This window comes from Actinophytocola sp. NPDC049390 (assembly GCF_044466355.1).
Lineage (GTDB): Bacteria > Actinomycetota > Actinomycetes > Mycobacteriales > Pseudonocardiaceae > Actinophytocola.
Genome location: NZ_JBITMQ010000028.1, coordinates 19,237 through 33,935, shown reverse-complemented (window position 1 = coordinate 33,935; position 14,699 = coordinate 19,237). Strand labels below are relative to the sequence as shown.

The 14,699-nt window shown below is 73.0% G+C and carries 10 protein-coding genes; 2 read left to right on the top strand and 8 right to left on the bottom strand.

The window, feature by feature from the left end; all coding sequences use genetic code 11:
- Positions 1 to 127: 127 nt before the first annotated feature.
- On the bottom strand, positions 128 to 3,088 hold the full coding sequence (locus tag ACIBVP_RS44040) for a BTAD domain-containing putative transcriptional regulator (protein ID WP_396112530.1): 2,961 nt from the start codon (positions 3,086 to 3,088) through the stop codon (positions 128 to 130).
- A 184-nt stretch (positions 3,089 to 3,272) separates the two neighbouring features.
- Between ACIBVP_RS44040 and ACIBVP_RS44035 the strand changes: the two genes are divergently transcribed.
- Both ACIBVP_RS44035 and ACIBVP_RS44030 read left to right on the top strand, forming a co-directional pair.
- Complete coding sequence (locus ACIBVP_RS44035) at positions 3,273 to 3,944, top strand: hypothetical protein (RefSeq protein ID WP_396112529.1); 672 nt, start codon at positions 3,273 to 3,275, stop codon at positions 3,942 to 3,944.
- 8 nt (positions 3,945 to 3,952) lie between these two features.
- A complete protein-coding gene (locus ACIBVP_RS44030) occupies positions 3,953 to 4,528 on the top strand; it encodes a hypothetical protein (RefSeq protein WP_396112528.1) in 576 nt (191 codons plus the stop codon).
- 51 nt (positions 4,529 to 4,579) lie between these two features.
- Here the strand turns inward: ACIBVP_RS44030 and ACIBVP_RS44025 are convergent, their stop codons facing one another.
- The 7 genes from ACIBVP_RS44025 to ACIBVP_RS43995 form a co-directional block, all read right to left on the bottom strand.
- Positions 4,580 to 5,815, bottom strand: coding sequence for a cytochrome P450 (locus ACIBVP_RS44025; protein WP_396112527.1), 1,236 nt, complete (start codon positions 5,813 to 5,815; stop codon positions 4,580 to 4,582).
- A gap of 17 nt (positions 5,816 to 5,832) precedes the next feature.
- Positions 5,833 to 7,071, bottom strand: coding sequence for a cytochrome P450 (locus ACIBVP_RS44020; protein WP_396112526.1), 1,239 nt, complete (start codon positions 7,069 to 7,071; stop codon positions 5,833 to 5,835).
- Positions 7,071 to 7,685 carry a GTP-binding protein gene (locus tag ACIBVP_RS44015; RefSeq protein ID WP_396112525.1) on the bottom strand — a complete coding sequence of 205 codons (615 nt, stop codon included), beginning with the start codon at positions 7,683 to 7,685 and terminating at the stop codon, positions 7,071 to 7,073. The genes ACIBVP_RS44020 and ACIBVP_RS44015 overlap by 1 nt, the downstream gene beginning before the upstream one ends.
- Positions 7,666 to 8,010, bottom strand: a complete 345-nt coding sequence (locus ACIBVP_RS44010) for a DUF742 domain-containing protein (RefSeq protein ID WP_396112524.1) — start codon at positions 8,008 to 8,010, stop codon at positions 7,666 to 7,668. Before ACIBVP_RS44010 ends, ACIBVP_RS44015 begins: the two co-directional genes overlap by 20 nt.
- A gap of 14 nt (positions 8,011 to 8,024) precedes the next feature.
- Positions 8,025 to 8,420: a roadblock/LC7 domain-containing protein gene (locus tag ACIBVP_RS44005; protein ID WP_396112523.1), complete on the bottom strand. Its 396-nt coding sequence runs from the start codon at positions 8,418 to 8,420 to the stop codon at positions 8,025 to 8,027.
- The gene (locus ACIBVP_RS44000) at positions 8,417 to 10,000 is read right to left on the bottom strand and encodes an ATP-binding protein (RefSeq protein WP_396112522.1); all 1,584 of its coding nucleotides are present in this window, start codon (positions 9,998 to 10,000) and stop codon (positions 8,417 to 8,419) included. The genes ACIBVP_RS44005 and ACIBVP_RS44000 overlap by 4 nt, the downstream gene beginning before the upstream one ends.
- Before the next feature lie 917 nt (positions 10,001 to 10,917).
- Positions 10,918 to 14,508, bottom strand: a complete 3,591-nt coding sequence (locus ACIBVP_RS43995; RefSeq protein ID WP_396112521.1) for a hypothetical protein — start codon at positions 14,506 to 14,508, stop codon at positions 10,918 to 10,920.
- Positions 14,509 to 14,699: the final 191 nt, after the last annotated feature.

The following is a 14,699-nucleotide window of genomic DNA, read 5'->3' as shown; positions in this document are numbered from 1 at the left end:
GGCGCGAAAGGCGCTTTCCCGGCCCGAGAAGCGGGCCCCTCCCCGAGATCGCCCCTCCGGGGAGGACGCCGAACCAATCACAACGGACCGGTCGTGTCGTCGTCTGCCCGCACAGGCGATTCGGTTCTCAGCGGATCCTGGCGCGCACCGCCGCCGTCTCGCGGGTCACGCGGTCGGCGGCGCCGTGGTCGCCCGCGGCGGCGTGCAGGCGGGCGAGCTTGTCCAGCACACCGGCGAGCAGGTACGGGTAGTCGATGCCGCGGGCCACGGCGACCGCGTGCTCGCCCTGGCCGATCGCGGCGGGCAGTTCGTGCCGGTCGTACAGCACGGGGTCGAGCAGGTCGGCCAGTGCGCGGGTCTCGAACAGCGGGTCGTGGAGGTCGCGCGCGATCTCCAGGGCGGCGCGGAGCCGGTCGCGGGCGTCGGTGTGTTCGCCGCGGGCCAGGTGCAGGCAACCCCACGCGTGGGCGGCGTAGAACACGCCGGACGCGCCGATGTCGCTCACGTGCTCGGTCAGTTCGGTGAAGGCCTTCTCTGCCTCGGCGTCGTGGCCGAGCGCGAGTTCGGCCTGGCCGAGCCAGTAGGTGTCGCGGGCGACCAGAATGCGGATGCCGTGTTCCCGCGCGCTCGCCACGATCTCCGTGAGGACCTCCACGGCGACCGCCGGCCTGTCCGCCTGCAGGTGCGCGAGGCCGACCTGGGAGTAGGCGTGCAGCGCGGCCGCGGGCTGCCCGTTCGCGGTGAGCCGCTCGTAGGCCTCGCTGCCCGCCGTGATCGCCTTGGTCAACCGTCCGTTGGGGACGAGGAAGAACGGCGCGTTGCTCAGCGCCTCCAGGTAGCCCCGCTGGTCGCCGATCCGCTCGAACAGGTGCATGGCCTCGGTGTTGGCCTCCTCCGTCGGCCCGTACCGGCGGCGGAGGTAGAGCAGCCCCGCCTTCGAGATCAGCAACCTGGCGTGTCCGCGCTGGTTCCCCGCGGCCTTCGCCAGGCCCATCGCGGTGTCGTAGCAGTTCTGCCAGTCGTCGAAGTACCGCTCCGTCTCGAACAACGCCTGCCCGCCGACGGCCAGCTCGCAGCACAGCTCGTCGCGGCCGAGGTCGGCGGCCTGCCGCACACCGGCCACCAGCGCGGCCCGCTCGTTGTCCAGCACCACCATCGGCGGCACGTCCGGCGGCAGGCTCGCCGCCACCACGTCCGGCCGCCAGCGCTGCGCGTCCCGCTGGAACATGTTCTGTCCCATGTGGTCGCGGTCGGCGATGTCGGTGAGCGCGAGCAGAGCGCCGAGCGCGCGGACGACCGCCGCGTGCCGGGTCGGCGCGGGCTCCTCCGCCTCGGCGCGTTCCCTGGCGTAGGCGCGGGTCAGGTCGTGGAAGCCGTACCGCGCCTGTCCGTGCGGCGCGCCGGTGACGTCGAGCAGGTGCACGTCGACCAGCTCGTCGACGAGGTCCTGCGCGGCGCCCAGCCCGGTGTCCAGGACCGCGGCCGCCGCCCACAGCGGGAAGTCGGGCGCCTCCAGCAACCCGAGGAGCCGGAACAGCCTGCGCGTCTCGGGCCGCAGTCCCGTGTAGCTCAACCCGAAGCTGGCCCGCACCTCCAGGTCGCGGTAGCGCAGCGCGTCCAGCCGGTGCTGTTCGTCCGCCAGCCGCGACACCAGGTCCGCGAGCCGCCAGTGCGGCCGGGACGCCAGCAGCGACCCGACGATCCGCAACGCGAGCGGCAGCCGCGCACACAACCCGACCAGCGCAGCCAGCTCCGCGTCGGCCGCCGAGGCCAGCCTGCCGTCGGTGCTGTTGCGCAGCAGGGACACGCTGTCGGCTTCGGACATCTCGCCCAGGACGACCCGCCGCGCGCCGCCGAGACCACCCAGCCGGACCCGGCCGGTCACGAGCACGCCACAGGTCCCGCTCGCGGGCACCAGCGGCGCGAGCTGCGCCTCGTCGAGCACGTCGTCGAGCACCACCAGGACCTGGCGTTCCGCGAGCAGGCTCCGGTACAGCTCGGCGCGTTCCTCCGGATCGTCCGGCACCGCCGTGGCGGGCACCCCCAACGCCCGCAGGAACCGACCCAGCACGATCGCCGGGTCGACGGGCTGGGCACGCGCACCACCCAGCACCGCGAACAACTGCCCGTCGGCGTACCGCGCCTTGAGGCGGTGCCCGGCGTGCACGGCCAGCGCGGTCTTGCCGATGCCGCCCAGACCCGAGATCGTCACCACCGCGGCGGGCTCGTCGTCGGCGCGGTCCGCGCGGAGCACCGCCTCGATCTCCGCCAGCTCGGCCCGCTGTCCGGTGAAGTCGCCGAGCACCGGTGGCAGCTGGCGCGGCACCGGCGTGACGGGCGCCGCCCGCGGGACCGGCTCTTCTCCGGCCAGGATCTCGGCGTGCGCGGCCCGCAGCTCCTGCCCGGGGTCGACACCCAGCTCCTCGGCGAGCAGCCGACGGCCGCGGTCGTACACGGCCAGCGCCTCGGCCTGCCTGCCCGCCCGGTGCAGCGCGCGCATCAGCTGGGCCCGGAGCCGTTCGCGCAGCGGGTGCTCGTCCACCACCGGGGCGAGGCGGGCGGCGAGCGCGGGGCTGCGGCCGGACGCGAGCGCGGCGTCCGCGTGCGCCTCGACGGTGGCCAGGTACTCCTCGGTGAGGTCGGCGACGATCCGCGTGCCGCGTGCCGTGCCCCCCAGCTCCGCGAGCGCGGGCCCGTGCCACAGCGACAGCGCCCGGTCGAGCAGCACCTCCGTGTCGGCCGCCGCCGCGCCCGCGGTCTCCGCGACCAGCTCGCGGTGCTCCCGCAGGTCGAGGCTGCCCGCGCGGATCGTCAGCCGGTAGCCATCGCGGGAGCCCGCCAGCTCGACCGAGGGGCCGAGCAGGCCGCGCAGCCGGGAGATCCTGGCCTGGATGAGCTTGCGGCAGGAGGGCGGCGGGTCCTCGTCCCAGAGCACCTCGGTGAGGGTGTCGATGCCGACGAGACGGCCTTCGTGCAGCAGCAGGACGCCGAGCAGCTGGCGGGCGTGGCCGCCCGCGACCGCGATCGGTGCGTCCGTGCCGACCGCTCTGACCTCGAGCGGACCGAGAACGCGGAACGCAACGGCCACGGTCCACCTCCGTCTCGATCACGTCGAGAGTAGCCGTTCGAGTTGCTCCGTTTGGCGGTAGGGGCCAGGCTGCTCGGCGGGGAGTTGTCCGGGAGTAGCCGACGGGTAGCCGGGCTCACGCACAATCCCCGCACCACAGGCAGGCGGCTCGTCGGGCCGTCGCATCTCACTTCGGGGAGTCTTGATGTTTCGCTGGATCCTGCCCGCCGCTGCCGTCGCGGGAGCGCTCGTCCTGTCCGCCTGCGGAGGTGACGCGGAGTCGACCGCTCCCGCGACCACGGAGGCCACCGAGACTTCGGCGACCGCCGAGACCACGACCGAGGAGAGCGCCGCTCCGTCGGAGTCCGCGTCCGCGGGTGCGGCCGAGCTGACCCCGCAGGGAACCGCGCTGGCGATGGGCGAGAAGGCCGTCGTGCCGTTCCACGCCAGCGGCGAGAAGGGTCTGGTCGGCGTCACGATCACCAAGATCGACAAGGGTGCCCCTGCCGACCTCGCCCCGCTCAAGCTCGGTGCGCGGGCCGACGGGTACACGCCGTACTACATCCGGATCACCGTGTCCAACGAGTCCGGCACCGACTTCGCCGGCTCGTCGATCGTCACGTTGGACGGCCTGCTCGCCGACGGCTCCGACGCGGGCGGCGTCTACTCGGTGCCCAGCTCGTTCACGCCGTGCGGCAAGGGCAGCGCCGGGGACGACTTCGTCACGGCGGGTACGACCTACGAGACCTGCTCGCTCGCCCTCGCGCCGGAGGGCACCGAGGTGACCGGGGTGGCCTACGACATCGACACCTACGACGACGCGGCCCCCGCCGGCGCGAAGGCCGACTACGCCGCCGAACCGATCACCTGGAAGTAGACCTGGCGGTGAACGCCACCAAGGCGGAGCGCCGGGCACAGCTCGACAGGTTCGAGAAGACCGCGACCAGGTGGGCCGTGGGGCTCATCATCGCGGGTGTGGTGTTGGCGCTGGTCGCCATCGTGCTCGGCTCCGCCGAGGTCTTCCCGTACGAGTACACGACGGCGGTGTCCCTCACCGCCATGCTGGTGCCCATCGGGTTGGCGTTGCTCATCGGTGCCGTCGGCGGCCTCTACGTCATGGGTGGCCCGAAGGTCGCGCCGTTCGGTGTCGTGTTCGTCGGCGGGTTCGCCGCGCTGGTGTACGGCATCGCCGTCACCGACCTGCTGTGGCGCGACATCGGGGTCGGCCTGCTCGCGCTCTCCGGCGCGGGGTTGTTCGTGGCCGGGGTGGTCTCGAAGCGCCTGCCGCCCGCGGTGGGTGCCCTGTGGGTCAACGGTGGTGCGCTCGTCGGCGGCGCGGTGCTCGCCGTCGTCGGGCACGTGCTCGGCTACTGGCCTCTGCTCCTGTTCGGCGCGATGGCGTTCGGGTGCGCGGCGGGCGGCCTGCTGGGCCGCCTGCTGGTTCGCCGGACGCCCAGCTGACTTCCTCGTCGGCCCCGTCCCGAGGGGTGCGGGGCCGACGAGGGAACCGGGTCAGCCCAGGCGGACCGGCAACGACGCGGCCGAGTTGGAGAAGAACGACGGCACCGGCGGCAACTCGTCGACCGGCGCGGCCAGCGACAGGTTCGGGTACCGCGCGAACAGCATCGGCAACGCGACGTTGGCCTCCAGCCGCGCGAGGTGCGCGCCGAGGCAGACGTGCGGCCCGCCGCCGAACGCGAGGTGCTTGCTCGGCGGCCGGGTGATGTCGAACTCGGCGGCCCCGTCACCGTGGTGTTCCGGATCCCGCCCGACACCGCTGTAGGGCGCGAGGATCGCCTCGCCCTTGGCGATCGGCACCCCCGCGATCTCGATGTCCGCCAACGGGTACCGGGCCGGGAAGTTGCCGATCGGCGCGTCCCAGCGCAGCGTCTCCTCGACGACGGCGTGCCACGTGGCGGCGTCGCCGTTCATCGCGAGCTCCAGCTGCTCCGGGTGTGTCAGCAACGCACGCACACCGTTCACGATCAGGCTCAGCGTGGTTTCGTGGCCCGCCGTCAGGAACAGCCAGATCGTGTCGATCAGCTCCTCCTGCGTCAGAGTCTCCTCGCCCTGCTCGCCCAGTTCGATCAGCGCGGACGTGAGGTCGTCACCGCGCTCCGCGCGCCGCAGGTCGACGAGGCGGTTGAGCAGCTCGTGCCGTTCCCGCTGGGTGGCGACGACCTCCTCGGGGGTCACGTTGGTGAGGAAGATGCTCTCCACCAGCTCCCGCAACCGCCTGCGCCACTCGACGGGCACCGCGAACAGCTCGCAGATCATGTTCATCGGCACCGGGTACGCGAAGTGCGGCCGCAGGTCCACGACGCCGTCCACGGCGTGCGAGGGCAGGGCGTCCAGCAGTTCCGTCACGTTCGCCTCGAGGCGGGGGCGGAGGTCCTCCACCCGGCCGCGGGTGAACGTGCGGGTCACGGGACGGCGCAGCCGCTGGTGCGTGTCGCCGTCCGAGGTCACCATGTTCGTGACCTTGATCATCCCGACGAGCGGCCACTCGTCGGTGATCTCACCGGACTGGATCTTGCTCCAGTTGCGCCAGTCCTTGCTGACCAACGGGTTGGTGACGAGCTGTGCGACCAGCTCGTGGGTGGTGACGGCCCACACCGTCACGTCGCCGGGAAGGATGACTCGTACGACCGGACCGAGCTCCCGCATCCGCGCCGCTTCCCCGTGGTGGTCGGTACCGAGGGGATCGAGGTGGATGGTCGGGACTTCGGCGGTGACCGAGTCGGTCATCGGAATGCCTCCTGCGCCTAGGAGTTGCGGACTGGCGGGGTGAACCGGACCGGCAGGCTGGCAGGACACCGCGTCCACGGTGACGGCAGCAGCATCACCTCGTCGGCCGGAATCGCCAACGAGACATCATGGAGGTGGTGCAGTGCGGTGTCGACCGCTATCCGTGTGATCATCCGCCCCGGTCGCTGGGCGGGGCAGGCGTGGGGGCCCGCGCTCCACGCGAGGTGGGAACGGTTGCCCACCTCGAGCCACGAGTCGTCCGTGTGCACGCGCGGATCGTTGTTGGCAGAGGACAACCCGAGGATGAGGGCGTCACCGCGCTGGATGTGCGCACCCGCGAGCTCGCAGTCCACGAGCGCGTAGCGGGCGGGCATGTTCGACATCGGCGGGTCGCGCCACAGCACCTCGTCGAGCGCGTCGTCGATGCCGAGACGGCCACCGCGCATGCGGCCCGCGAACCGTTGGTCGGTGAGCATCAGCCGCAGCGTCTGCGCGATCCACGACGTGGTCGTCTCGTAGCCGGCGGAGATCATCAGCACGATCGACTGCTGGATCTCGAAGTCGTTGTGCAGGTTGGGATGCCGCAGGAACGCGGTGGTCAGGTCGTCGGTGGGCACGGAGCGGCGGGACTGCATCGTGGCGCTGAGGATCTGCTCCAGCCGCTGCGCGGCCGGCTGCGAGTCCTCCGCGGAGGAGAACAGCGCGATGAGCGCGGCCCGCAGCTCGTGGCCCTGCTCGCGGCCGATGCCGAAGAACCCGGCCACGGTCAGCATCGGCACGATGGCCGCGTAGTCGGACACGAGGTCCGCTCTGCCGAGGTGCTCGAAGTCGTGGATGAGGTCGGTGCAGGTGGCGCGGATGAACCGGGCCATGCGGTGCTCGTCGAGGCTCTCCAGGCCGTCGTCGATGGGGCCGCGGAGCCTGCGGTGCTTCTCGCCGTCGGCGAAGTAGGCGTTGTCGCGCGGGAACATCATCGGGCCCAGGCCCGAGTCCGGCGCCACGACGCCCTCGGCGAACAGCCGCCAGTGGTTGGGGTCGCGGGAGAACAGCTGCTCGTTGCGGACCACCTGGCAGATCTCGTGGTGCCCCATCACGAGCCACGCGGGGATGCCCGGCTCCAGCTCGACCGGCGCGACGGCGCCGTAGTGTCCCTGCAACTCGCGGTAGGCCGCCTGCGGGTCACGCGTGTCGGTGGTCTCGATGAGCGGCATCAGGCCGGTCATGTCCGCGAGTCGTCGGCGGTGCGTTGTCGGCATCAGGTGAGGGCCTTCTCGGAAGCGGGGAAGTGGAGGGCGTGTTCGACGAGGGTGATCAGCGCGTTGGCGGACGACTCCTTGTTGCGGGCGTCGCATCCGACGATCGGTGTGTCCGGCAGGAGGTCCAGCGCCTCGCGCAGCTGGTCGGTGCTGTACTTCGGCGCGTCCGGGAACTCGTTGACGGCCACCGCGAACGGCATGCCCGTCCGCGTCTCGAGCTGGTCGAACACCTCGAAGCTGTCCTCGATGCGGCGGGTGTCGATGAGCACGAGCGCGCCGACCGCGCCCTCGGCCAGGCCTTCCCACAGGTCCCAGAACCGCCGCTGGCCTGGCGTGCCGAACAGGTACAGCACCACCTCCGGGCTCACCGTGATGCGGCCGAAGTCCATGGCGACCGTGGTGGTCGACTTGTCGTCGAGACCGGCGAGCGAGTCGACGCCGACGCTCGCGGACGTCATCGTCTCCTCGGTGCGCAGCGGCGCGATCTCGGAGACCGAGCCGATCAGCGTCGTCTTGCCGACCCCGAACGCGCCGACGACGAGGATCTTCACCGACTGCGCCACGGTGGGCGCGACGTAGCGCTCCTGCGGCCAGTCAGAGTTTGCGGAGACCATCTAGCACCTTCTCCAGGAGTTCAGCTGAGGGCGGGGAGTGGCGCGGCGCGGAGCGGACCGACAGGTGCCCGGAGTCGACGAGGTCCGACGCGATCACGACCACGAGGCTCACGGGCAGCCGCAGATGTGCCGCGGCCTCGGCGAGCGAGAGCATGCCCTGGCACATGTCGAGCAGGGCCCGGTGCTCCCGGGACGCCGAGACGGGTGGTGGCGTGTCCGCGTCGACCACCAGCAGCGTCTCGGGTCTGATCGTGTTGCGGGACGGGTGTGCCCGGCCGGACGTCAGGATGTACGGCCGAACAGGGCTGTCGCGGTAGTCGTCCATGACCGTCCCGGGGCTCAGCCGGCGCGGGTCGGCGTCGACAGCGTCCGCTCGCCGATCAGGAGCACCTGCGCCTGCATCTGCTGTGCGACCAGGGCCGGGTCGATGACCGGCTCCGTCACCACCGCGAGCCGCGACCCGTCGCCCGCGCCGCGGACGAACAGGTAGCCGCCGTCGAACTCCACCATCACCTGGCGCGGCCCGGCGCCGGTGCCGAACTCCTTGCTGATGCCCTGCCCGAGCGCGGTGAGCCCGGCGCACGCGGCGGCGAGCTTGTCCGCGACGTCGGCCGGTGTGTGGTCGGTGCGGACCTTGAGCAGGCCGTCGGAGGTGAGCACGACGACATGCCGTACGCCCCGCACCGTCCTGATCAACTCCAGCATCCAGCTGTTGTCGACGGGCTGGGTCGTCATCGATGGTCCTCCGAGGTCTTCTCTGAGTAATCGGTGTAATCGGGTGTGTCGTCGGGCTTCTCGTCGTTCAGGTCGCCGTCCAGGTCGCCGTTCAGGTCGTCGTTCAGGTCGCCGTTCGCCGCGGCGGCACCGGACAGGAACGCGTTCATCCACTGGCCCGCCTGCTCGGGGGGCTCGTCGACGTCCCGCTCGGCGGGCCAGTCGACCTGGGGCGGCTGCGGGACCGCGTGGCCGCGGCGGGACCGGCGGCGGGGCAGCACCGGCAGGTCACCGGCCGTGCTGTCCTCGCCGGTGGGCACCAGCGGCGGCAACGGTTCCGGCTCGGGCGGCAGCTCGACCTCGCCGCTCTGGCGCACCGGTGCCCAGTCGTCGTCGGGCTCCGGTTCACGCGGCGCGGGCGCGGGGGCGAGCGCGTGGCGTTCCCGACGGCGGGCCAGCGCGTGCGTGGCGACCATGCCGGACGGGGCGACGGCCTCGGTCAGCTCGGTCGGGACCAGCACGATCGCGCGCAGGCCGCCGTAGACGGACTCGGTGACGTCGACGCGGAAACCGTGGCGCCGCACGTACGCGCCGACCACCGGCAGACCGGTCTGCGGGATCTCGCCGAGGTCCGCGAGCCCCACCGGGCGGCGGCCGGACGCGATCTCACGGGCCTGCTCGAGCCGCTTGTCGTCGAGGCCGACACCGCCGTCGTCGATCTCGATGACCGCGCCGCGCTGCACCTGCCGCAGCGTGACCAGGACCTGCGTGGTGGGCGGGGAGGACTGGGTGGCGTTGGCCAGCAGCTCGGCCACCACGTGGATCAGCGGCTCGACGACACGCGCCGACACGGCGACGGCCGGGTCGCCGGACACCTCGACGCGCTGGTAGGCGGTGATGCGGCCCGCGGCCCCACGGACGACGTCGGCGACCGGCAGCGCCTCGTGCCACTGCTGACCCGGCCACTCACCGCACAGCGCGGCGAGGGTCTGCGCGTTGCGTGCCTGCTGGGCGGCGGCGTGGTCGACACGCATGCTGGTGTGGAGGACGTCCGGGTCGGCCGGGTGCGCCTGCACCATCCGCGCCGCTTCCTCCTGGATGCGGTGCGCGGAGGACTGCACCTTCCTGCCCAGCGCGACGACCGCCGCGGCCACGGCGTCCTGCCTGGCGAGCTGGTCGTCCCGCAGCCGCCCGACGTGGACCGCCGCCTGCGCGAGCATGTGCGCGGACACGTCGTCGCCCGACAGGTCGGGGAGCGGCGGCGCCCCCACACCGTTGATGACGGCGGGCAACTGCTGCTCCACCAGGGTTTCGAGCGCCACGAGGCGGGTTTCCGCCAGCGCCGCGAGGTTGTGGTTCTCGTCGTCGAGCCGGTGCAGCTCGTCGACGTGCTCGCGGCCCGCGCGTGCCGTCCGCAGTGCCCCGGCGGCCACCACACCGATCGCGATCGCACCGACGGCGAGCCACACCACGATCCAGATCGGGGAACCCAGCTCACGGAAGATCAGTGGCGAGACGGCCACGTAGCCTGCGACACCGGCGATGCAGGTCCACGGGCCCGCGTGCCGCGGCGATGACGGCACGGGCGATGAGACTGTCATGATCACCTTATGGGGTCGAGATTCGGGGGGACCGCGCTGCCCCGGGTCGGCCGCCGGCGCGCCGCGGATCCGCCCTCCGCCGTGAAGCTCACCCTCAGCACCGCACCGTAAGCAGCGAGACACGAGGCTATCCCAAGGGTCAAGGAGGGACATTCACTGGATCGGTTGATTCGTGGCCCTGCAAAGCACTGTCCTGAAAGCGTCTTTCGGGGGCGTTGAGTGTCCCGGATCCACCGGTGATCATGTTCGGTTGTGTGCGGGGTTTCCTCCCGGGGGGTCCTCGCCGGACGGGCTGATCTCGGGGAGGGGGCATTTCGGTTCGGGCTTGTTGAGATTGGCTTGGATGGGTGGCCTGCCCTCCCGTCGACCTCCCTCCGGGCTATCACACCGCGTCAAGGGGCCGGGCTTATGGAGGGCGTGTTTCGGGCAGGGCCCCTTGACCCGGTGTGATCGGGCTTTGCCAGGTCGACGGGAGGGCAGGCAGGTCGTCTTCGTGGGCTTGCGCCCGGCCTGCTTGGGGGCCTTGCCCGCTTCGCGGGCCTCGGGCGCTGCGCGCCCGGCCGGGGGATTCCCCGAAGGGGCCTTTCGGGACACTCAACGTCCTGAGGGACGCTTTCGGGACACTCAACGTCCCGGATCGACCGGTGATCAAGGTCGGCCGTTGCGCAAGGCGGCCCGCTGCACGGGCCAGGGCCCGCAGCGCCCGGGCGGTGCTGCGAAAGGCGCACTACCGGCGTTCAATGCTGCGAAAGCGCCCTTCGCGGCACCCGGCGGATGCGCGCCCGGCGGTGCGAAGCGGGTCTGACCAGGCCGCGCTTGCCACAGGTCCGGAACAACCAGGTTGACCACCGGTGGATCCAGGGCCAACGTTCCGAAAGCGACTTTCAGGGCAGTGCCGGCGGAGCCGGTCGGGCGGTTCAGGAGCACGGTGGGCGGAAGGGCACGCCCGGCAGGTACCACTCCCACTGTTCGACCGTGATGCGCGGGTGGGCGACCGCGCACACGCGCCGCTCCACCTGCCCCACCGTCGCGTCCCAGACGTGCACGGCGCCGTCCGCGCTGGTCGTCGCGAACGAACCGCCCTCCGGGCTGAACGCGACCGCGGTGATCGTCCTGCCGTTGTCGCTGTGCAGCGTCGCCACCTCCGCGGGACGCCGCGGGTTCGTCACGTCCCACAGCCTCGGCGCCGGGCCCGTCGCCGTCACGAGCGCCTTCCCGTCGGGCGAGAACGCGAGCGCGGTCGTCGGTCCCGCCGGGAACCGCGCCAGCACCGCCATCTTCCGCGTGTCGACCAGCCACCCCGTACCGTCGGCGGCGATCGCCGCCAGCACCTTCCCGTCCGGGCGCAGCGCCAGTCCCGTCCAGTTCCGCGTCAGCAACGTCCGCGCCGACGGGTTGGCCGGATCGCGCACGTCCCACACCGTGACGTCCCCGCCCAGCGTCGCCACGACGTGGCCGCCGAGCACCGCGACACGGGCGCCCGCCGCGGGCAGGTCCGCCAGCGCACGCGGATGGTCCGGGTCGTTGACGTCCCACAGGCGTGGATAGGCGTCCTTGTACGTGGTGACCAGAAGCCGGCCGTCACGGCTCAGTGCGCCGCCTGTCGTGTTCCCCACGTAGGCGCGGGCGACGGGCCGGGCCGGGTCCGTCACGTCCCACAGCCGGTCGCCGGTGGCCAGCAGCCCGCCCGCGAACGACGGGGCCCGTCCCGGCACGGTCCCGACCGGGTGCGGTGCGTACCGGTTCCGCACGTCCGACAGCAGCACCGTGCCCGCACCACCGCTCGCCAGCACCGTCCCGTTCCGGCCCCACGCCAGCGACCCGCCCGCCACGCGTCCGGTCACCGCCTCCGCGATGCTCACGACCCGCACGGTCCGGTCGCGGCTCGACGTGACCAGGTGCCGCCCGTCGGGCGTGAACCGCACGCCGGTGACCGCGTCCGTGTGCCCGGTCAGCGCGACCAGTTCGCGCGGCCGCCCCAGGTCGGTCACGTCCCACACGACGGTTGAGCGGTCGTCGCCCGCCGCGGCCAGCAGGCCGTCGCCGAGCGCCACCGTCCGCACCGGGCCCGCGCGCACGACCAGGCTCGCCAGCTGTTTGCCGTCCGCGACGCGCCACAGCCGGGCCGACCCGTCCGCGCCCGCCGTCGCGACGACCGAGCCGTCCGGGCTGAACTCCACGGCGAGCACAGGTGCCGTCACCGGTGCCTCGACACCGGCGAGCACTATCGGCGCGCCACCGGCCGCCGGCCACAGCCGGACCGTGTGGTCCTCGCTCGCCGTCGCGATCACGGTGCCGTCCGGGCTGATCGACACCGACGTCACGGTGCCCGTGTGCCCGATCAGCGTGCGGATCCCGTGCGGCCGGTCGCCGACCGCCACGTCGTAGAGCCGCACCTCGTTCGCCCTCGTCAGCGCGAGCGTCCTGCCGTCCGGGCTGAGCGCGACGTCGGTCGGTGTCTCACCGCGCGGGTCGCGGCCCGCGAGCGAGGACCGGCGCGGCCGCGCCGGGTCGGTGACGTCCCAGAGCACCGCGCCCCGCTCGTTGCCGGTCACCGCGAGCCGGCCGGCGGCCGAGAAGACCACCGACGTCGCGTCGATGGGCAGCTCGGACAGGCGGCGCGGGTGGTACGGGTCGCTGATGTCCCACAGCAGGGTCGTGTCGTCGGCCGCGGTCGCCAGCACGTCGCCGTCCGGGCTGACGGCGAGCGCGTGCACGACCCCCGCGTGCCCGGTGAGCCGGGCCGCGTACGGGTCCGCGAACAACGTGAGCACGGCGGCACGGCTCGCCGCGGTCGGCACGAGCCGGTGCGCGGCGACCGTCAGCTGCGTGGCGAGCGCCGGGTCGGTGTCCAGCAGCGCGGCCGCCTCCCGCAGCGCGCTCTGCGCGAGTGCCGCGGTCCGCTGCTCCTCCGCGGACAGGCCCGCCCGCACGGCGTACGCCAGGGCCCCGGTGGCCAGCACGAGCAGCACCGACAGCAGTGCGAGCCCGGCACGCAGGCCGCGGACGCGCCGCCGCTCCCCGGTGTGCGCGGCCAGGCTGGCCTGGAGGAAGTCGCGTTCCCGCGCGGTGACCACGGCGTCGTGGAGCCGCGACCGCGCGGCGTCGAGCCGGACGCCCCGGTACAGCGCACCGGGGTCGCGGCCGAGCGCGTCCCAGGTGGCGGCGGCCTCGGCCAGCTCGCGGTGCACGCGCGGGCGGTCGCCGTCCTCGGCGAGCCAGGCGCGCAACCGCGGCCACCGTTCGCGCAGTGACCGGCCGGCGAGCGCGACGCCGTCCTGGTCGGCGACCACGACCCGCGCCCGCACCAGCTCGTCGAGCACGGCCGCCGCGTCGGCGTCGAGGTCGTCGCGGCGCACCCCGTGCCTGCCGGTGGCGAGCCGGGGCAGCAGGTGCCGCGCGAGCCGTTGCCCGTCGCGGTCGAGCGAGGTGAACGCGCGCTCGGCGGCGTCGGCGATGAGCTGGGGGACCTCGCCGGTGGTGTCGTAGCTCGCGACGGTCAGCGTGGTGCCGCGGCGGCGCCGCCACACGTCGAGCAGCGCCTGCTGGAGGAACGGCAGCGTGCCGGGCCCGTCCGCGTCGGCGATGAGCCGGACGAGGAGCGCGGTCTCGACCCGGCAGCCCGCGACGGCCGCGGGGTCGGTGATCGCCTCGCGCAGGCCGTCGGCGGACATCGGGCCGACGTGCACCTGCCCGTCCCGCACCACCGGGGGCAGGTCGTCGGCGCGGTCGGCACGCACGGCGAGCACCACCCGGACCCGGCTGGTGGCCGCGGTCGCCGCGTGCACGACGGCCGTGACGAACGCGTCCCCTTCCGGTTCGTCGAGCGCCTCCTCGACCTGGTCGACCACGAACACCAGGTCGTCGGCCTGGTTCGCGCGGGCCTGCCGGAGCCGCAGGTGGAGGTTCTCGGGCGCGGCGGCCAGCTCGCGGTAGAGGTCGCAGGGCGCCATACCGACCACGTCGGCCAGCCGGACCGCGCACTCCTCCATGGGCCGCCGCCCGGGCGTCATCACCACGTGGTCACCGCCCAGCGCGGGCAGCAGACCGGCGCTGAGCAGGGACGTCTTCCCGCTGCCCGACGCGCCGACGACCAGGGTGAGCCGCTGCTCGCGCACCTTCGCGACCAGCTCACCCACCAGGTCGCCGCGCCCGGCGAACAGCTCCGGGTCGGTGATCGGGGCGAACCCGGCGTACGGTGCCGTCTCGTCCGGCCGGGCCAGGGGTTCGGCCGGCGGTTTCGCGTGGGTGGCGGCCAGTTCCCGCCAGCGCCGCTCCCACTCCGCCGGGTCACCGTCACAGGCGCGGACGTAGGCCAGCGTGACCGGCAGGCTCGGCAGCTTGCGCCCGCTCGCGGCCTCGGACAAGGCGGCGGCCGAGTAGTGTGCCCGCGCGCTGAGCTGGCGGTACGTCGGTGTGCCCGCCTCCTCCCGGAGCACCCGGAGATCGGCGGCGAACCGGATGAGCTCGTCTTCTGCCGGCCCCAGCGGGTTCTCGCGTCGTGGCACCACTCACCCCCAAGCGTGCCCATTGTTCAGAGTGCGTTGTTCAAAGTCCAACGTCAGGACACTGAACAACCCGGATGCTCTACAAATCCGGGCCAGGGCGCGAAGTGCGCGGCCGAAGGGGAGGGGCGGCGTCCTGCCCGGCTTGGGGGCGGGCAGGACGCCGTCAGCCCCGACCACCTCGTATAACACTG